The sequence below is a fragment of the Syntrophomonas wolfei subsp. methylbutyratica genome (genome assembly GCF_001570625.1).
Taxonomy (GTDB): Bacteria; Bacillota; Syntrophomonadia; order Syntrophomonadales; family Syntrophomonadaceae; genus Syntrophomonas; species Syntrophomonas methylbutyratica.
The window spans coordinates 263,061-279,135 of record NZ_BBQT01000002.1; the positions used below are offsets into that span (position 1 = coordinate 263,061).

The 16,075-nt window shown below is 46.8% G+C and carries 31 protein-coding genes; 30 read left to right on the plus strand and 1 reads right to left on the minus strand.

The window, feature by feature from the left end; genetic code table 11:
- Positions 1–3 precede the first annotated feature (3 nt).
- The 30 genes from rplV (at position 4) to truA (ending at position 15,772) form a co-directional block, all read left to right on the plus strand.
- Positions 4–345, plus strand: coding sequence for a 50S ribosomal protein L22 (gene rplV / locus AWB54_RS02985; protein ID WP_011641703.1), 342 nt, complete (start codon positions 4–6; stop codon positions 343–345).
- Positions 345–1,028: a 30S ribosomal protein S3 gene (gene rpsC, locus AWB54_RS02990; protein WP_061213135.1), complete on the plus strand. Its 684-nt coding sequence runs from the start codon at positions 345–347 to the stop codon at positions 1,026–1,028. The genes rplV and rpsC overlap by 1 nt, the downstream gene beginning before the upstream one ends.
- The gene (gene rplP, locus AWB54_RS02995; protein WP_061213136.1) at positions 1,028–1,462 is read left to right on the plus strand and encodes a 50S ribosomal protein L16; all 435 of its coding nucleotides are present in this window, start codon (positions 1,028–1,030) and stop codon (positions 1,460–1,462) included. The genes rpsC and rplP overlap by 1 nt, the downstream gene beginning before the upstream one ends.
- The gene (gene rpmC, locus AWB54_RS03000) at positions 1,452–1,652 is read left to right on the plus strand and encodes a 50S ribosomal protein L29 (RefSeq protein ID WP_041427591.1); all 201 of its coding nucleotides are present in this window, start codon (positions 1,452–1,454) and stop codon (positions 1,650–1,652) included. Before rplP ends, rpmC begins: the two co-directional genes overlap by 11 nt.
- Before the next feature lie 24 nt (positions 1,653–1,676).
- Positions 1,677–1,946, plus strand: a complete 270-nt coding sequence (gene rpsQ, locus AWB54_RS03005; RefSeq protein ID WP_061213137.1) for a 30S ribosomal protein S17 — start codon at positions 1,677–1,679, stop codon at positions 1,944–1,946.
- A 29-nt stretch (positions 1,947–1,975) separates the two neighbouring features.
- Positions 1,976–2,344, plus strand: a complete 369-nt coding sequence (gene rplN / locus AWB54_RS03010; protein WP_011641698.1) for a 50S ribosomal protein L14 — start codon at positions 1,976–1,978, stop codon at positions 2,342–2,344.
- A gap of 19 nt (positions 2,345–2,363) precedes the next feature.
- A complete protein-coding gene (rplX, locus tag AWB54_RS03015; protein WP_061213138.1) occupies positions 2,364–2,675 on the plus strand; it encodes a 50S ribosomal protein L24 in 312 nt (103 codons plus the stop codon).
- A gap of 27 nt (positions 2,676–2,702) precedes the next feature.
- Positions 2,703–3,239 carry a 50S ribosomal protein L5 gene (gene rplE / locus AWB54_RS03020; protein WP_061213139.1) on the plus strand — a complete coding sequence of 179 codons (537 nt, stop codon included), beginning with the start codon at positions 2,703–2,705 and terminating at the stop codon, positions 3,237–3,239.
- A gap of 15 nt (positions 3,240–3,254) precedes the next feature.
- Complete coding sequence (locus tag AWB54_RS03025) at positions 3,255–3,440, plus strand: type Z 30S ribosomal protein S14 (protein WP_061213140.1); 186 nt, start codon at positions 3,255–3,257, stop codon at positions 3,438–3,440.
- Positions 3,441–3,468: 28 nt separating this feature from the next.
- Positions 3,469–3,867 carry a 30S ribosomal protein S8 gene (gene rpsH, locus AWB54_RS03030; RefSeq protein WP_061213141.1) on the plus strand — a complete coding sequence of 133 codons (399 nt, stop codon included), beginning with the start codon at positions 3,469–3,471 and terminating at the stop codon, positions 3,865–3,867.
- Between the two features lie 18 nt (positions 3,868–3,885).
- A complete protein-coding gene (gene rplF, locus AWB54_RS03035) occupies positions 3,886–4,425 on the plus strand; it encodes a 50S ribosomal protein L6 (RefSeq protein WP_061213142.1) in 540 nt (179 codons plus the stop codon).
- A gap of 21 nt (positions 4,426–4,446) precedes the next feature.
- Positions 4,447–4,812 (plus strand): 50S ribosomal protein L18, encoded by a 366-nt coding sequence (gene rplR / locus AWB54_RS03040; RefSeq protein WP_061213143.1) that lies wholly within the window; start codon positions 4,447–4,449, stop codon positions 4,810–4,812.
- A gap of 30 nt (positions 4,813–4,842) precedes the next feature.
- A complete protein-coding gene (gene rpsE, locus AWB54_RS03045) occupies positions 4,843–5,346 on the plus strand; it encodes a 30S ribosomal protein S5 (RefSeq protein ID WP_011641691.1) in 504 nt (167 codons plus the stop codon).
- Between the two features lie 12 nt (positions 5,347–5,358).
- The gene (gene rpmD, locus AWB54_RS03050; RefSeq protein ID WP_061213144.1) at positions 5,359–5,544 is read left to right on the plus strand and encodes a 50S ribosomal protein L30; all 186 of its coding nucleotides are present in this window, start codon (positions 5,359–5,361) and stop codon (positions 5,542–5,544) included.
- A gap of 21 nt (positions 5,545–5,565) precedes the next feature.
- Positions 5,566–6,006, plus strand: a complete 441-nt coding sequence (gene rplO, locus AWB54_RS03055; protein WP_061213145.1) for a 50S ribosomal protein L15 — start codon at positions 5,566–5,568, stop codon at positions 6,004–6,006.
- On the plus strand, positions 6,006–7,271 hold the full coding sequence (gene secY, locus AWB54_RS03060; RefSeq protein ID WP_061213146.1) for a preprotein translocase subunit SecY: 1,266 nt from the start codon (positions 6,006–6,008) through the stop codon (positions 7,269–7,271). Before rplO ends, secY begins: the two co-directional genes overlap by 1 nt.
- An 11-nt stretch (positions 7,272–7,282) precedes the next feature.
- Positions 7,283–7,930: an adenylate kinase gene (locus tag AWB54_RS03065; protein WP_061213147.1), complete on the plus strand. Its 648-nt coding sequence runs from the start codon at positions 7,283–7,285 to the stop codon at positions 7,928–7,930.
- The gene (map, locus tag AWB54_RS03070) at positions 7,931–8,695 is read left to right on the plus strand and encodes a type I methionyl aminopeptidase (RefSeq protein ID WP_061213148.1); all 765 of its coding nucleotides are present in this window, start codon (positions 7,931–7,933) and stop codon (positions 8,693–8,695) included.
- A 72-nt stretch (positions 8,696–8,767) separates the two neighbouring features.
- Positions 8,768–9,001, plus strand: a complete 234-nt coding sequence (locus tag AWB54_RS03075; RefSeq protein WP_082735986.1) for a KOW domain-containing RNA-binding protein — start codon at positions 8,768–8,770, stop codon at positions 8,999–9,001.
- Positions 8,994–9,212: a translation initiation factor IF-1 gene (gene infA, locus AWB54_RS03080; RefSeq protein WP_061213150.1), complete on the plus strand. Its 219-nt coding sequence runs from the start codon at positions 8,994–8,996 to the stop codon at positions 9,210–9,212. Before AWB54_RS03075 ends, infA begins: the two co-directional genes overlap by 8 nt.
- Before the next feature lie 34 nt (positions 9,213–9,246).
- The gene (rpmJ, locus tag AWB54_RS03085; protein WP_011641683.1) at positions 9,247–9,360 is read left to right on the plus strand and encodes a 50S ribosomal protein L36; all 114 of its coding nucleotides are present in this window, start codon (positions 9,247–9,249) and stop codon (positions 9,358–9,360) included.
- Between the two features lie 21 nt (positions 9,361–9,381).
- Entirely contained in the window at positions 9,382–9,750 is a 369-nt protein-coding gene (rpsM, locus tag AWB54_RS03090; RefSeq protein WP_061213151.1) for a 30S ribosomal protein S13, read from the plus strand.
- Positions 9,751–9,771: 21 nt separating this feature from the next.
- Complete coding sequence (gene rpsK, locus AWB54_RS03095; RefSeq protein WP_011641681.1) at positions 9,772–10,164, plus strand: 30S ribosomal protein S11; 393 nt, start codon at positions 9,772–9,774, stop codon at positions 10,162–10,164.
- Between the two features lie 16 nt (positions 10,165–10,180).
- Positions 10,181–10,810, plus strand: coding sequence for a 30S ribosomal protein S4 (rpsD, locus tag AWB54_RS03100; RefSeq protein WP_061213152.1), 630 nt, complete (start codon positions 10,181–10,183; stop codon positions 10,808–10,810).
- A gap of 112 nt (positions 10,811–10,922) precedes the next feature.
- A complete protein-coding gene (locus AWB54_RS03105; protein WP_061213153.1) occupies positions 10,923–11,873 on the plus strand; it encodes a DNA-directed RNA polymerase subunit alpha in 951 nt (316 codons plus the stop codon).
- Positions 11,874–11,888: 15 nt separating this feature from the next.
- Positions 11,889–12,230: a 50S ribosomal protein L17 gene (gene rplQ, locus AWB54_RS03110; RefSeq protein WP_061213154.1), complete on the plus strand. Its 342-nt coding sequence runs from the start codon at positions 11,889–11,891 to the stop codon at positions 12,228–12,230.
- A 54-nt stretch (positions 12,231–12,284) separates the two neighbouring features.
- Positions 12,285–13,106, plus strand: a complete 822-nt coding sequence (locus AWB54_RS03115) for an energy-coupling factor transporter ATPase (RefSeq protein WP_061213155.1) — start codon at positions 12,285–12,287, stop codon at positions 13,104–13,106.
- The gene (locus AWB54_RS03120; protein WP_061213156.1) at positions 13,091–13,954 is read left to right on the plus strand and encodes an energy-coupling factor transporter ATPase; all 864 of its coding nucleotides are present in this window, start codon (positions 13,091–13,093) and stop codon (positions 13,952–13,954) included. Before AWB54_RS03115 ends, AWB54_RS03120 begins: the two co-directional genes overlap by 16 nt.
- 204 nt (positions 13,955–14,158) lie before the next feature.
- A complete protein-coding gene (locus AWB54_RS03125; protein ID WP_061213157.1) occupies positions 14,159–14,962 on the plus strand; it encodes an energy-coupling factor transporter transmembrane component T family protein in 804 nt (267 codons plus the stop codon).
- Between the two features lie 72 nt (positions 14,963–15,034).
- Complete coding sequence (gene truA, locus AWB54_RS03130; protein WP_061213158.1) at positions 15,035–15,772, plus strand: tRNA pseudouridine(38-40) synthase TruA; 738 nt, start codon at positions 15,035–15,037, stop codon at positions 15,770–15,772.
- Between the two features lie 43 nt (positions 15,773–15,815).
- Here the strand turns inward: truA and AWB54_RS03135 are convergent.
- On the minus strand, positions 15,816–16,075 hold a 260-nt coding region (locus AWB54_RS03135), incomplete at its 5' end, for a transposase (protein ID WP_174520052.1).

Sequence of the window (16,075 nt, forward strand, 5' to 3'; positions counted from 1 at the left end):
AAAATGGAAGCCAGAGCTATTGCTCGTTATATTCGCGTATCTCCTTTTAAAGCCCGGCAGGTAGCGGATCTGGTTCGAGGCAAGGATACTGAAGAAGCCATGGCGATTTTGAGGTATACCAATAAGAAATCGGCTCCCCTGATAAGGAAAGTACTGCAGTCTGCTATTGCCAATGCTGAACACAATTTTGATATGGATTCCAATGCCCTGGTGGTTTCCCAGATATTCATTGATGAAGGCCCCATCGTAAAACGAATGCGGCCCCGGGCATATGGCCGTGCAGACGTCAGGCGCCACAGAACCAGCCACATTACCGTGGTGCTAAGGGAAAGGGAGGTAAAATAGTGGGTCAGAAGGTTCATCCGAAAGGGTTCAGAATTGGTATTATCAGGGATTGGGATTCCAACTGGTATGCTGATCGGGATTATAGCGAACTATTGCATGAAGACTTTAAGCTTAGAAAATTCATAAAGGATCGTTTTTATGCCGCGGGTGTTTCCAAAGTGGAAATACAGCGTACAGGCAACCGGATAAGAGTAACCATTCATACCGCCAAGCCCGGGATTATTATCGGCCGTGGCGGTATCGAAGTAGAGAGACTCAAAGTCAATCTGGCTGAGATGACCAAAAAGAATGTCAATATAAATATTCAGGAAATCAGAAGGCCGGAACTGGATGCACAGATTGTAGCTGAAAATGTAGCCCAGCAGCTGGAAAAAAGGATATCATTCCGGCGGGCTATGAAGCAGACCGTGGGGCGTACCATGCGCTCGGGCGGAATTGGCATCAAGATAGCAATTTCCGGAAGACTGGGTGGAGCAGAAATAGCCCGGACGGAATGGTATGCTGAAGGCAAAGTACCCCTGCATACCCTGCGAGCAGATATTGATTATGGTTTTGCCGAGGCCAATACCACCTACGGAAAAATAGGTATCAAAGTTTGGATCAACCGGGGTGAGATTTTACCCGAGGCCAAGCAAAGACCCAAAGAGCCCAAACAGAAAGAAATGGAGGAGGCAGGTAGATAATGCTTACCCCAAAAAGAGTAAAACATAGAAAACAACATCGTCCCAGTCTTGCGGGAAAGGCCAACAAGGGCAATACCGTTACTTACGGGGATTATGGCCTGCAGGCTCTGGAACCGGCCTGGATAACCAACCGGCAGATTGAAGCGGCCAGAATAGCCATTAACCGTTATGTCAAAAGAGGCGGCAAGCTGTGGATTAAAATATTCCCTGATCGGCCTTTGACCGTAAAACCTGCTGAGACCAGGATGGGAAAAGGCAAGGGTTCTCCCGAGCATTGGGTGGCAGTGGTTAAGCCCGGACGGGTTATGTTTGAGCTATCCGGGGTTAGTGAAGAAGTAGCACGCGAAGCCATGAGGCTTGCGGCACACAAGCTTCCAGTCAAATGTAAATTTCTAAAAAGAGAAGAAATGGGTGGTGAGGTTAGTGAAAGCTGAAAAGATTAGGGAGCTAACCGATGATGAGTTAAACCAGAAATTATCCGGTTATAAGGAAGAATTATTCAACCTCAGGTTTCAACTGGCTACCGGACAACTGGATAACCATAAGAGAATCAAGGCAGTAAAAAAGGATATTGCCCGTTGCAAAACTATTTTAAGGCAAAGAGAAATTGCCGCAGGCAGGTAATCGGAAGAAAGGAGGTTTTAAAGGGTGACTGAGAACCGCGCTAACCGGAAAATCAGAATAGGCACCGTAAGCAGTGACAAGATGGATAAGACTATAACAGTAAGCGTGGAAACCGTAAAACAGCATCCTCTTTATAAAAAGACGATTAAAACCAGCAAGAAGTACAAAGCACATGACGAGAACAATGAGGCCAAAACCGGGGATATTGTTAAAATTATGGAAACCCGCCCCTTAAGTAAAGACAAAAGATGGAGACTAGTGGAAATAGTTCGGAAAGCCAAGACTTTGCAGTAAGTTTGGTTTTCGGCAGGGAGGTTTAAGCTGTGATTCAACAGGAAACAATGCTTCAAGTTGGCGATAATACCGGGGCGAAAAAAGTGCTTTGTGTAAAGGTTTTAGGTGGATCTACCCGCAGGTATGCCAGTGTAGGCGATATCATTGTGGCTTCAGTTAAAGAAGCATCACCAGGCGGGGTGGTTAAGAAAGGCGACCTGGTTAAAGCGGTAGTAGTACGTACCAAGAAAGAAATTAGAAGGGCGGATGGATCCTATATTGCCTTTTCGGAGAATGCTGCTGTTATCATAGATGACAACAATAATCCCAAAGGCACCCGTATTTTTGGACCGGTGGCCCGGGAACTACGGGAAAAGAACTTTATGAAAATCATATCCCTGGCGCCAGAAGTACTTTAGGCTTTGGGAGGTGTAGTAGATGCGAATTAAAAAAGGTGACAGCGTTCTGGTCACAACCGGCAAAGACGCTGGCAAGAAGGGCAAAGTACTGCGGGTAATACCCGACAAGAACCGGGTGGTAATTGAAGGCGTGAATCGGGTAAAGAAGCACCAAAAACCCAGTCGTTCTCTTCCCCAGGGTGGTATCTTGAAAATTGAAACACCCCTAAATGCCAGTAATGTGATGCTGGTTTGCAGCCGGTGCAACAAGCCCACCCGGATAGCCCATAAAATAATGGAAAACGGCGAAAAAGCCAGAATTTGCAAGCAATGCGGAGAAGCCTTAGATTAAAACTCCAGAAGGGAGGCCAGCACTTTAATGGCCAGGTTATATGAAACATATAAAAATGACATAGTGCCGAAGATGATGGAGAAATTCCAGTATGATAATATTATGCAGGTTCCCAAAGTAGAACGGGTGGTAGTAAACATAGGAGTGGGAGAGGCCATTCAGAATCCCAAGGCTCTTGATGGAGCTGTAAACGATCTAAGCATTATATCCGGTCAAAAGCCGGTTATAACCAGAGCGCGTAAATCCATTGCCGGATTTAAATTAAGGGAAGGTATGGCCATAGGTTGTAAAGTCACCCTGCGGGGGGAGAGAATGTATGACTTTTTGGATCGCCTGATCAATCTGGCCCTTCCCCGGGTTCGTGACTTCAGGGGAGTATCTCCCCAGGCATTTGATGGAAGAGGGAATTATTCCCTGGGAATAAAGGAACAGACCATATTTCCGGAAATAGATTATGACAAAATCGATAAAATCAGGGGTTTGGAGGTTATAATGGTTACCACCGCCAAGACTGATGAAGAAGCCAGGGAATTGTTAAAAAGTATGGGAATGCCATTTAGATAGGGGGAATTAGGAGCAATGGCCAAAAAAGCTATGATAGCCAAGCAAAAAAGAATGCCGAAATTTTCCGTTCGCAGCTATAACCGCTGTAAAATATGCGGAAGACCCCGGGCTTATATGCGGAAATTCGGCATGTGCCGGATTTGCTTCAGAGCGATGGCCCACAAGGGAGAAATCCCCGGCGTTACAAAATCTAGCTGGTAAACGCTTTTATGTAAAGGAGGTATACACCATGGTCATGACTGATCCCGTAGCCGATTTCCTAACCCGGGTTAGAAACGGCAACATGGTCATGCACGAAACCGTTGAAGTACCCGGTTCCAAAATCAAGCTGTCCATAGCCCGGATAATGCAAGAAGAAGGGTACATCAAGGATTATGAATTCGTCGAAGACGGAAAACAGGGGATTATCAGAATATACCTCAAATATGGACCGGATAAAAAGAAGGTAATTACCGGGATAAAGAGGATTAGTAAACCTGGATTGAGGGTATATGTTAAAAAAGATGAAATTCCCAGGGTCTTGGGAGGATTGGGGACCGCTGTGATTTCCACCTCAAAAGGACTTATGACCGATAAAAATGCCCGCAAACAAGGTCTTGGCGGGGAAGTAATCTGTTACATCTGGTAGCTGAAGGAGGGTACGAAAGTGTCAAGAATAGGAAAAAAACCTATCAGCCTACCTGCAGGCGTAGAAGTCTCAATAAAGGACAATGCCATTTCTGTAAAAGGGCCTAAAGGGGTTCTGGAATGGGAGTTGCCCGAGGGTATAACGGTGGTTCAGGAAGGCAATGAACTGGTAGTAAACAGGCCCAGTGACATTAAGCAACATCGTGCTATGCACGGCCTTTCTCGTGCTTTGATTGCCAATATGGTGCAAGGGGTTAGCGCAGGTTTTGAAAAGAAGCTGGAACTGGTAGGTGTCGGCTACCGAGCTCAAATGCAGGGAAAAAAGCTGGTTATAAGTATCGGTTTCTCCCATCCGGTAGAGGTAGAGCCTCCGGAGGGCATAGAATTTGAAGTTCCGGCCGTCACCCGTATTACCATAAAGGGAATAGACAAACAACTGGTTGGAAATACTGCAGCTCACATTCGGGCCATAAGGAAGCCTGAGCCTTACAAAGGAAAGGGAATTAAATATGAAAACGAAGTAATCAGGCGTAAGGCAGGTAAAGCAGGGGGCAAATAAAGCAGGAAAGGAGTGTTTTCGTTGATTAAGAAGCCCGACAAAAAGACACTTCGGCAGGGTAAGCATAAAAGAGTGCGCAGGAAAGTAGCGGGTACCGGCGAGAGACCGCGTTTATGTATATTCAAGAGCCTGCACCATATATATGCGCAGATAATTGACGATGAAAAAGGAGTAACTTTGGCGGCAGCTTCCACCCTGGAAGAAGGCCTTAAAGGACTCGAATCCAAAAGCAATGTTGCTGCAGCCCAGGAAGTGGGGGCCAACATTGCGGAAAGAGCCAGGGAAAAAGGCATTACAGAAGTGGTTTTTGACCGCAACGGTTATAAATATCATGGTAGTGTAGCGGCCCTGGCCAATGCTGCCAGGGATAAGGGACTTGTATTTTAGCGATTATTTCCGTAAGTAAGGAGGGAAATGATGATTGATAAAGAACAAGCTGCCCCGGAAATGATAGAAAAAGTTGTAACTATTAGAAGGGTAGCCAAGGTGGTTAAAGGTGGACGCAGGTTTAGTTTCAGCGCCCTGGTAGTAGTGGGCGATGGTGAAGGCAAGGTGGGAACCGGTAAAGGTAAAGCCACGGAAGTTCCCGAAGCCATTCGTAAAGCCATAGAAAATGCCAAGAAGAATATGCTTTCCGTTCCCTTGATAGATGGCAGAACCATTCCCCACGAAATCTTAGGAATTTTCGGTGCGGGGCAGGTTTTGTTGAAACCAGCTTCAGAGGGTACCGGGGTTATTGCCGGCGGACCGGTAAGAGCTGTTTTGGAAGCTGCCGGGATTAAGGATATACTTACCAAATCACTGGGTTCAGATAACGCTACCAATATAGTACATGCTACCATGGAAGGTTTAAGAAGCCTTAAAAGGGTTGAAGATGTTGCCAGGCAGAGGGGTAAGACCATAGATGAGATCATGAACTAGGAGGGATACGACTTGGCCAAGCACTTGAAGTTGACCTGGACTAAGAGTTTCATCGGCTGCCCTGAAACCCAGAGAGCAACGATTAAGAGTCTAGGATTCAAGAAGTTGCAACAGAGTCTTATTAAAGAGGATTGCCCGCAGATTCGGGGTCAGATTAATAAAGTACAACACCTGCTTACGGTGGAAGAAATTGATTAGTTGATACAAGGAGGTTCAATTGTGAGACTGGAAGAACTTAAAGCTCCAGCCGGTGCGAATAAGCGCACGAAAAGAGTAGGTCGGGGAACTGGGTCCGGCCACGGCAAAACTTCCACTAGGGGCCATAAAGGACAAAAATCCCGTTCCGGTGGTGGAGTGCGCCCCGGTTTTGAAGGCGGACAAATGCCTCTACAAAGACGCCTGCCCAAACGCGGTTTCAACAATATTTTCAAGAAGGTATATGCTATTGTCAATGTAGAGGATTTGAATATTTTCCCCGATGGCAGTGAAGTTAACCCGGATACTCTACAGGAAGCCGGGCTGGTAAAGGCTATCAAAGATGGAGTGAAAATACTCGGGAATGGAGTATTGGAAAAGAGATTGCAAGTTAAAGCTCACAAAATCAGCCAGCAAGCGGAAGAAAAGATCACGGCCAAAGGTGGAAAAGTAGAGGTGATATAATGCTCGATTCGTTTCAACAGGCCTTTAAAGTGGGAGACTTAAGAAAGAAACTCCTGTTTACTTTGTTTATGCTGCTGGTTTTCCGCCTGGGGGCTCACATAGCTGTCCCCGGGGTCAATCCCGGGGCCATGGAAAAACTGTTAAGCGGCCAGCTGTTTGGTTTTTTTGACATAATATCCGGTGGTGCTTTTAAACGCTTTAGTATTTTTGCTATGAGTATCACCCCTTATATCAATGCCACCATAATCATGCAGCTTCTAACTGTAGTTGTGCCCAGACTGGAGGAACTGCAAAAAGAAGGCGAAGAAGGCAGAAAAGTGATAGTACAGTATACCCGCTATGGAACCGTTGTCCTGGGGTTTATCCAGGCTATGGGGATGTCCATAGCCCTGGGTAGAAGCGGAGCCTTGATGCACACAGGTTTTCTTTCCTACATTATAATTGCCATTTCCCTGACCGCCGGTACCGCTCTTTTAATGTGGATAGGGGAGACGATTACCGAAAAGGGAATAGGAAACGGAATTTCGTTAATTATTTTTGCCGGAATTGTATCCCGCTTACCCGGACAAATAGCCGGAGTGGGACAGGAATTGGCCGGAGGAATAATCGGTTATTTTAATATACTTCTCTTTATCGTTCTAGCATTAGCGATAATTGCTTCTATTATTGCGGTAAACGAAGGACAGAGAAGACTACCGGTTCAATATGCCAAACGGGTGGTAGGACGCAAAGTCTATGGAGGACAGAGTACCTTTTTACCCCTTAGGGTAAATGCCGGCGGAGTTATCCCCATTATTTTTGCTATGTCTTTGATGATGTTTCCGGCTACCATAGGTTCCTGGATGGATCCGGCTTCGGGATTGAATCGTTTTCTGCAAGAATACTTTAGTTTTAGCAGTGTTGCGTACAATATGGTCTATGCCGCTTTGATTGTCTTTTTTACCTATTTTTATGTTGCCATCATCTTTAATCCCATGGATGTGGCCGATAATATTAAAAAGTATGGTGGATTCATCCCTGGTATAAGGCCGGGACGCCCTACTGCCGAGTATATTGACCGGGTTTTATCCCGCTTGACCCTGGCGGGGGGAGTATTTCTGGCATTGATTGCTATTTTGCCCAACTTTATAATTGGCTTGACCGGAATTACCAGTCTCTGGTTTGGCGGTACGGCCTTGTTGATTGTGGTTGGCGTGGCTCTGGATACCATGAAGCAGATTGAGTCCCACTTACTGCTCCGCAGTTACGAGGGTTTTGTAAAATAGGAGATGAAGAGATGAATATCATACTGATGGGTCCTCCCGGCGCCGGTAAAGGTACCCAGGCAGAATTAATAAAAGCTCGCTTTCCCATCCCCCATATTTCCACCGGGGATATTTTCCGGGATGCGGTAAACCAGGGGAGCGAACTGGGCCAGGAGGCTCAGAAATACATGAGCAGCGGGCAACTGGTGCCGGATGAGATTACTACCGCTATAGTTAAAGAAAGAATAACTCAGGCTGACTGCGAGCAGGGTTTTCTACTGGATGGATTTCCCCGCACCACGGCTCAGGCCCAGGCTCTGGATCAGTCCCTGACAGAACTGGGCAAAAAAATAGATCTGGCCGTTAATATTGATGTGCCCACGGAACTCCTGATTGAGCGGCTATCAGGCAGAATCAGCTGTCAGGAATGCAAACGGGTATATAATCTTAATTTTAATCCCCCGCGCGAGCAAGGAAAGTGTGATAGTTGCGGGAGTGAGCTGGTTCAGCGCAATGACGACCGGGGAGAAACCGTGGCCAAACGCCTGGAAGTCTATAGCCAGCAAACTCGCCCCCTGCTGCAGTATTATGAAGCCCAGGGAGTGCTCTTCAATATTGAAGGAAGCCGTGGCAGCAATCAGGTTTTCGCCGATATTCAAGAGAAGCTGGAGAGCCTGTAAATGATTTGCTTAAAAACTCGGGATGAGATAGCAAAGATGAGGAAAGCCGGGAAGCTGGTTGCTCGAGTGTTAAAAATGCTGGAAAATAAAGTTCAACCAGGTATTACTACCGGGGCACTAAATGCCCTGGCGGAAGAAGAATGCAGGAAAAATAGCGCCATACCAGTATTCAAAAACTATCCTCACTCCAGAGGAGGAAGAGCGTTTCCTGCTGTTATCTGCACTTCACTTAACGAGGAGGTTGTTCATGGTATCCCCGGCTCCCGGCTTCTTAAAGAAGGGGATATCATAAGCATTGATTTTGCTGTTATACTGGACGGATTTGCCGGCGATGCGGCCATTACAGTTCCAGTGGGCCAGGTTGATCCCAGGGTAAGGAAATTGATTTCCACTACCGAAGAATCTCTTATGAAGGGCATAGAACAGGCCCGGGCAGGCAGACGATTAGGTGCGGTATCCCGGGCAATTCAAGAACATGCCGAGAAAAACTGCTTTTCGGTGGTGAGGGATTTTGTCGGGCATGGTATAGGTCGGGATATGCATGAACAACCTCCTGTACCCAATTATGGAAAACGTGATCGAGGACCGGTCTTAAAGGAAGGAATGACTATTGCTATTGAACCAATGCTTAATATGGGTAGTTGCCAGGTATATACCAGGTCCGATGAGTGGACGGTGGTAACCCGTGACGGGGGCTGGTCGGCGCACTTTGAGCATAGCATTGCCATTACTGCCGGGGAACCGGAGATCCTTACCTTAAGGTAACGGGGGTGATCGGTCATTTATGATGATTTAGGGAAAGTGGTTTATTCCAAATCAGGGCGTGATAAAGGCAGGATGTTTGTAGTAGTAAAGCTGGTAAACGAGCGATTTGTATTAGTAGCTGATGGAGAACAACGCAAAATTGAAAACCCCAAGCTCAAAAATATTAAACACCTGCAATGGACCAGGATCAAGGCGGAAGAAGTGGAAAGCTACCTGGCGAGAGGCGAAGTTCCGGAGAACCATATAATTAGAAAAAACTTGAAGCGAATACAGGACAGAGGGGAAGGAGGTCTGGTTGATGGCTAAAGAAGATGTCATTGAAGTTGAGGGGACGGTGGTGGAACCGTTACCCAATACCATGTTTAAAGTCGAACTGGATAATGGCCACAAGGTCCTCGCCCACATATCTGGAAAGATGCGCATGAATTTCATTCGGATATTACCCGGAGACCGGGTGATGGTAGAATTGTCGCCTTATGATTTAAAGCGGGGAAGAATCATTTATCGTTTCAAATAAGAAACTTGGCATGGGCTAAGAGGAGGTAATTGTTTTGAAGGTAAAACCGTCAGTAAAGCCTATCTGTGAGAAATGTAAGATTATCAAGCGCAAGGGAAAAGTCATGGTTATCTGTGAAAACCCCAAGCATAAACAAGTTCAGGGTTAATAAACAGGGAGGTGAGCGAATTTGGCAAGAATAGCAGGTGTAGATTTACCCCGGGATAAGAGAATAGAAGTATCCCTTACCTATATATTCGGGATAGGAAGGTCTTCTTCCCGGAAAATACTGGCAGAAGCAGGTATAAATCCCGATACCAGAGTAAAAGATTTAACCGAGGAAGAAGTATCCAGACTAAGAGAAATTATCGAAAAGGAATACCATGTTGAAGGGGACCTGCGCCGGCAGGTAAATATGGATATCAAAAGGCTGATGGATTTGGGTTGCTACCGGGGAATCCGTCACCGTCGCGGTTTACCGGTAAGAGGACAGAATACCAAGACCAATGCCCGTACCCGCAAGGGACCCAAGCGTACCGCCGGCGGGAAGAAAAAATAAAGCACAAAGGGGGAAGAATCAGTGGCACGCAGGACTACTACGAGAGTCAAGAGACGGGAAAAAAAGAATATCGAACATGGTATAGCACATATAAAATCCACTTTTAACAATACCATTATTTCAATTACCGACCGGCATGGTAATGCCATATCCTGGTCCAGTGCTGGAACCATTGGTTTCAAGGGATCGAGAAAAAGTACGCCTTTTGCGGCCCAGCAGGCAGCGGAGAATGCGGCCAAGGCAGCTATGGAACATGGCCTGAAAGAGGTAGAGTGCTATGTCAAGGGACCTGGAGCAGGGCGTGAAGCGGCTATTCGTTCACTGCAAGCCGCCGGCCTGGAGGTAAGTGTTATTAAAGATGTTACTCCTATTCCTCATAACGGATGTAGACCGCCCAAGAGAAGAAGAGTTTAAGGAGGTAATAGTTTAAGTGGGAAGATATACTGATTCAGTCTGCCGCCAGTGCCGCCGGGAAGGGGAAAAGCTGTTTCTCAAAGGCGACCGCTGCTATTCGGAAAAATGCTCGGTTAGCAGAAGAGCTTACCCGCCAGGCGCTCACGGGCAGGGACGCCGGCAAAAGCCCAGTGAATATGGGATTCAATTACGCGAAAAGCAAAAAACCCGCAGGATATACGGGATTCAAGAAAAGCAGTTCCGCAACTATTTTCGGAAAGCTGATCGCAAACAGGGGATAACCGGAGATAATTTGCTGGTGCTTTTAGAAAGACGTCTGGATAATGTAGTCTACCGATTGGGTTTTGCCTCCTCCCGGAAAGAGGCCCGGCAACTGGTTAATCATGGTCACTTTTTTATTAACGGACACAAAGCCAACATTCCTTCAATGTTGGTTAGGGTTGGGGACATTATAGAAGTTCGGGAATCCAGCAGAGAATCAAACAAATTCCAAGAAATGAAGGAACAGGCTGCCTATAAGACCCCGCCCGAGTGGCTGAGTGTAGATGCGGAGAAAATGACCGGTACAGTTCTGGCCTATCCGAGGAGAGAACAGATTGATACACTGGTAAATGAGCAGCTTATTGTCGAACTTTATTCCAGATAAAACACCTCTAAGCCAGTACTCAGGTTTTAATCAAAAGGTCGAGGCTGGTTGGATGGCCAGGTATCAGCTTAAACTGGCCTGGTGCCGCCCAAAAAAAGGAGGGGATATATAAATGCTGGAGATGGAAAAACCACGTATAGAATGTGTGGAAAAGAATTCTAGCAGCAATTATGGAAGATTTGTTATCGAACCCCTGGAAAGAGGATATGGTACTACTCTAGGGAATTCACTGCGCCGGGTCCTGCTTTCTTCTTTACCGGGAGCTGCAGTTACATCTATAAAAATCGATGGAGTACTTCATGAGTTTTCCACCATACCCGGTGTATTGGAAGATACTACCGAGATTATTCTTAACATCAAAAAACTGGTCTTAAGTTATACCGGCAGCGAGCGTAAAATTATCCGTTTGGAGCAGCAGGGACCAAAGGAAGTAAAGGCTTCCGATATTACGCCTGATGCTGAAGTAGAGATATTGAATCCGGATTTGCATCTGGCCAGTTTGGATGAAGACGGAAAAGTGGAAATCGAAATGACGGTGGAGCGGGGTCGGGGTTATGTAAGTTCTGACCAGCAACCGCAGAAAAACGATGATATTGTGGGCTTGATTCCCATAGATTCCATATTTACACCAGTGAGCCGGGTCAATTATACGGTAGAGAACGCCCGGGTGGGGAAAAGGACGGACTATGATCGCCTGAACCTGGAAGTATGGACCAATGGCAGTATAAGCCCGGAGGAAGCTATCAGCCTTTCTGCTCAAATTTTAATTGAATACTTAAAACTTTTCACGGAAATAGATGATACCTATGCCGAGGTAGAAATCCTGGTGGAGAAGGAAGAGGAAAAGAAAGACAAGATCCTGGAGATGTCCATAGAGGAACTGGAGCTTTCCGTAAGAGCATCCAACGGTCTGAAGAGAGCCAGTATTAATACGGTGGGAGATTTGATTGCCAAAAACCGTGAGGAAATGAGCAAGATAAGAAATCTGGGCCAAAAATCACTGGAGGAAATTGAAAGAAAGCTTAAGGAATTAAACCTGTCGTTTAGGAAGTCAGAAGATTAGAAAGGAGGGGCCCCCGTGAGTTATCGCAGGTTAGGGCTCAGGAGTGATCATAGAAGGTCGGTGCTAAGAAACTCGGTGACCTCTCTGCTGAAAGAAGGAAAAATCAGCACTACTGAAACCAGGGCCAAGGAAATAAAAAGGCTGACGGAAAAAATGATTACCCTGGGCAAAAGAGGAGATTTACATGCCCGCAGGCAGGCTGCTGCCTATATTATGAGCGATGAGGTCATACAGAAACTTTTCAGCGATATTGCTGCTCGTTATGAGGAACGGAATGGTGGCTATACCCGGCTGATAAAAACGGGTTATCGCAAGGGTGATGGTGCACCTATGGTTTTGATTGAACTGGTAGAATAAACTCACCTTTCATCGGTGAGCGGTGGTTGAAGTCCTCGGCCATGAGGAGTAAGCATGATAAGTCTTAGGGATTTGACCTATTTCTATCCGGGAGAAGAGCTTCCGGCTTTAAAAAACATAAGCCTGGATATTCGAGAGAATGAATTCCTGGTGATATTAGGGAGAAATGGCTCCGGCAAATCAACTCTGGCCCGTTTGTTAAACGGGCTTTTGCTTCCCAGTCAGGGAAAAGTGGAAGTAGATGGCTGGAATACCGCTGATGCTAACCAGCTTCAGCTTATCCGGCAAAAAGTGGGTTTGCTCTTCTCCAACCCGGAGAACCAGTTGATTTCCAACCAGGTGGAGGAGGATGTGGCTTTCGGTCCGGAAAATCTAGGTCTAAACCCTGCTGAGATTCGCCGTAGAGTAAATGATTCACTGCGACTGGTCTCTATGGAATCCTATAAAGATTCAGCTCCCGCTTTCTTGTCCGGAGGCCAGAAACAAAAAATAGCCATTGCCGGAGTGATGGCTATGAAGCCGCGCTACCTGGTCTTGGATGAGGCATTGTCCATGATTGACCCCCGGGGAAAGCGGGAAATAATGGAGAGTATACGCAGCCTGCATAAAAATGAGGGAGTAGCAGTGATTATGATTACCCATGACCTGGAGGAAGCGAGAGAAGCAGACCGGGTGGTGGTGTTGGAAGAGGGAAAAGTAAAAACTATCTCTACTCCCGAAGAACTATTCCCCGGGCACGCTTCATTATTGGCCCTGGGCCTGGCGCCCCTGGAAATAAGCCATATTATTGCAGAAATCAACCGCCAGGGGATTTTGCTAAGAACAGATATTTTAGATATGGATAAGCTGGTTGAAGAAATATGTCACTTTATCTAGAGAACATCTCCTTTACTTATCAGTCAGGGACGCCTTTTGAAAAAACTGCTTTGAGCGGGGTAAGCCTGAGCATAAATGACGGTGATTTCGTAGGTATTACCGGCGGAAGCGGTTCCGGAAAATCCACCCTCTTGCAGGTTTTAAGCGGTTTACTATTCCCTTTTGCAGGTAAACTCTGCTTGGATACTGAAGCCATCAATCCGGGTCAGAAGAAGTCGCTCAATCGGCTGCGCCGGATAGTGGGACTGGTATTCCAGTTTCCGGAGGAGCAAATCTTCGAGCTCCAGGTATATGATGAAATAGCTTTTGGCCCGCGCAACCTGGGTTTCTCCCGGAGTGAAGTAGATGAGCGGGTGCGGGAAGCCATGAATCACATGGGGCTGGGCTTTGAAAAATACAGCTTACGCCATTGTCATAGCCTGAGCAGCGGCGAGAAGCGCCGCCTGGCCATTGCGGCAATTTTGGCCATGCAACCGCAAATCCTTCTTCTGGATGAGCCTGCTGCCGGACTGGATTATGAAGGATGGCAGGCCTTGCTGCAGCGCCTGAACTATCTAAACCGGGAAAAGGGTATCAGCATTGTCATGGTATCACACCATTACCAGCAGTTGCTGGCCTCTTGCCCCAGGATAATACTTCTGGATAAAGGACGGCTCATCCTGGATGCCGCATCTTCTTCCTGGTTGGAATACTTGGATTTCCTGATGCAGCAGGGGTGGGAACTAACTGCCTCCCAGGAGTTGGTATATCGCTTAATGCAAAAAGGATGGGAGTTTGCTTCTTCTCCTCGCAGCCCCGAAGAAACGGCTTGGGCAGTGGTAGACTTCATTCGCCGCTCCCGCAAATAGTAAAAAAACATTATTGATTCGCAGCGTATGTTATGTAGGGAACGACCCCTGTGTCGTTCCAAATCAGGCGCAACAACCTTAATAGCGACTGCAAGGCGTTGTAAGGGCGGTCTTCGACGCCCGCTTTGTATATTTATGCAACAAAATAGGTTTTTTTACAGTGCTGTCAAAGGATAAAATAATTAAAGCCAGGAGCGAGGAAAAATGAATACAAGCCTGATTCTGGGTCAGTATATACCGGAAAAGTCTCTAATTCATGAGCTGGATCCACGCAGCAAAATCATCGGAACCGCGCTGCTTAGCCTGGCTGTTTTTTTAAGCGCTTTTCCGGAAGAGCAGCTCTTCATACTATTCCTGGTAATGATTATTATTCTGACCAGCAAGATAAGCATGCGCATCCATTACCTGGCTTTGAAACCGTTTTTATTTATCCTCGCTTTGGCCCTTTTAATTCAGATGCTTATGACTCCCGGCCAGGAACTCATTGAATTTTATTTCATTAAAATCACGGTGGAAGGATTGCAGGCTGCGGGGTCATTGGGCTTGCGTTTGCTTACTCTACTTATTCTGGCCAATTTGCTTAGCCTGACTACTACTCCCATGGCTTTCACCGCTGCTTTGGAAAGAATGTTTAGACCGTTAGGGAAATGGGGGTTACCGGTGCATGAATTGGTAATGGTAATGAATATCAGCTTGCGTTTTATCCCCTTGCTCCTGGAGGAAGCGGAGCGCATCCGGAAGGCCCAGCTGGGGAGGGGTGCTGATTTCCGCCAGGGAAAGCTGCTGGGGAGAATAAGAAGACTGGGGGCAGTTATTATTCCGGTTTTCCGGCTCTCCATTTACCGTGCGGAGATGATAGCAACTGCTATGGAATCGAGAGGCTACTGTGGGGCCGAGGGAAGAACCCAGCTTAATGAATTGAGAATGAAAGCATTTGATTATGTTTATATAATTTTAAGCCTGGGGATGTGTCTGCTGGTAACTATGACATGGGGACGGGGTTGTTGACACACTCGCCGGCGAGTGTGTCAACAACCCCGTCCCCATGTCAACTCAGGCTGAAAAATAGGGAGAAAAGCAATGACCAGGATTAAACTGTTGTTGGAATATGACGGCCGCAATTATCACGGGTTCCAGCTGCAAAAAAATGCCAATACGGTACAGGCGGAATTGGAAAAAGCTATTTACCGGCTGAGCGGGGAACAGGCCACTTTAGTTTGCGCAGGACGAACCGATGCGGGAGTTCATGCTTGGGGTCAGGTAGTAGCTTTCGATAGTTGCTCCACTATTCCCGGTGATAGGTGGGCTTATGCTTTAAACAGCCAGCTGCCGGAGGATATTCAGGTCTTGGAAAGTCAGGAGACAAGAGCCGAGTTCAATCCCCGTTTTGATGCGCTTAAAAAGTGCTATGGCTATCTCATCTATCGCCAGAAGAAAAAGGCTACTTTTTATCGTCATTATGCTCTCTGCAGTACTGAACCGCTTAAGCTGGAAGCTATGCAGGAGGCGGCCGGGATACTCAAGGGAAGGCAGAACTTCAGGTCCTTTTGTGCCAGCGGTTCCTCGGCGCGAACCTTTGAAAGGGAGATATTTCGTTGCTGTTTAAGTGAAAAGGGACCTTACCTGCTTTTACGTATAGAAGCAGATGGTTTTCTATACAATATGGTAAGAATAATTACCGGCACCCTTTTGGAAGTAGGAAGGGGCAAGTATCCTCCCCAACACTTGAGAGAGATAATTGCCTCTCAGGATAGAACCCGGGCCGGACCAACGGCCCCACCCCAGGGACTATACTTGCTGCAGGTGTTTTACCCGTAAGGTGTCAAGGGGACGGTCCGAAACCACTGAAAAAGTATCCTTTTTAAGCCGCCTGGGCGGCAACCCAGTCACAATCTGGTCGGTTAACCACTAACGGAGATAATAACTTCAAAATGAGAACATGTAAACCATTTAAGGCGGATACCAGCTTGGCTATCCGCTTTAAATTTACCGACAGGGCTGTTAGTTTGGCCTGAATGCGGATACTTCGTAGACCGTAGCCTTTGGCCCGGTCCAATCCGTGGAATCTTTTTAGTTCTGCATTCTTGGGTTCGATCTTCGCTCGCTTTCGGTATTCCTCAA

Excerpts from the sequence above, each read along its gene's own strand:
- AWB54_RS03105 (WP_061213153.1), top strand. The coding sequence starts at position 10,923 with ATGCTGGAGATGGAAAAACCACGTATAGAATGTGTGGAAAAGAATTCT.
- AWB54_RS03125 (WP_061213157.1), top strand. The coding sequence starts at position 14,159 with ATGAATACAAGCCTGATTCTGGGTCAGTATATACCGGAAAAGTCTCTA.
- truA (WP_061213158.1), top strand. The coding sequence starts at position 15,035 with ATGACCAGGATTAAACTGTTGTTGGAATATGACGGCCGCAATTATCAC.
- rplX (WP_061213138.1), top strand. The coding sequence starts at position 2,364 with ATGCGAATTAAAAAAGGTGACAGCGTTCTGGTCACAACCGGCAAAGAC.
- rpsE (WP_011641691.1), top strand. The coding sequence starts at position 4,843 with ATGATTGATAAAGAACAAGCTGCCCCGGAAATGATAGAAAAAGTTGTA.
- secY (WP_061213146.1), top strand. The coding sequence starts at position 6,006 with ATGCTCGATTCGTTTCAACAGGCCTTTAAAGTGGGAGACTTAAGAAAG.
- rplV (WP_011641703.1), top strand. The coding sequence starts at position 4 with ATGGAAGCCAGAGCTATTGCTCGTTATATTCGCGTATCTCCTTTTAAA.
- rpsH (WP_061213141.1), top strand. The coding sequence starts at position 3,469 with ATGGTCATGACTGATCCCGTAGCCGATTTCCTAACCCGGGTTAGAAAC.
- AWB54_RS03115 (WP_061213155.1), top strand. The coding sequence starts at position 12,285 with ATGATAAGTCTTAGGGATTTGACCTATTTCTATCCGGGAGAAGAGCTT.
- AWB54_RS03120 (WP_061213156.1), top strand. The coding sequence starts at position 13,091 with ATGTCACTTTATCTAGAGAACATCTCCTTTACTTATCAGTCAGGGACG.
- map (WP_061213148.1), top strand. The coding sequence starts at position 7,931 with ATGATTTGCTTAAAAACTCGGGATGAGATAGCAAAGATGAGGAAAGCC.
- AWB54_RS03075 (WP_082735986.1), top strand. The coding sequence starts at position 8,768 with ATGTTTGTAGTAGTAAAGCTGGTAAACGAGCGATTTGTATTAGTAGCT.
- AWB54_RS03025 (WP_061213140.1), top strand. The coding sequence starts at position 3,255 with ATGGCCAAAAAAGCTATGATAGCCAAGCAAAAAAGAATGCCGAAATTT.
- AWB54_RS03065 (WP_061213147.1), top strand. The coding sequence starts at position 7,283 with ATGAATATCATACTGATGGGTCCTCCCGGCGCCGGTAAAGGTACCCAG.
- rplP (WP_061213136.1), top strand. The coding sequence starts at position 1,028 with ATGCTTACCCCAAAAAGAGTAAAACATAGAAAACAACATCGTCCCAGT.
- infA (WP_061213150.1), top strand. The coding sequence starts at position 8,994 with ATGGCTAAAGAAGATGTCATTGAAGTTGAGGGGACGGTGGTGGAACCG.
- rplE (WP_061213139.1), top strand. The coding sequence starts at position 2,703 with ATGGCCAGGTTATATGAAACATATAAAAATGACATAGTGCCGAAGATG.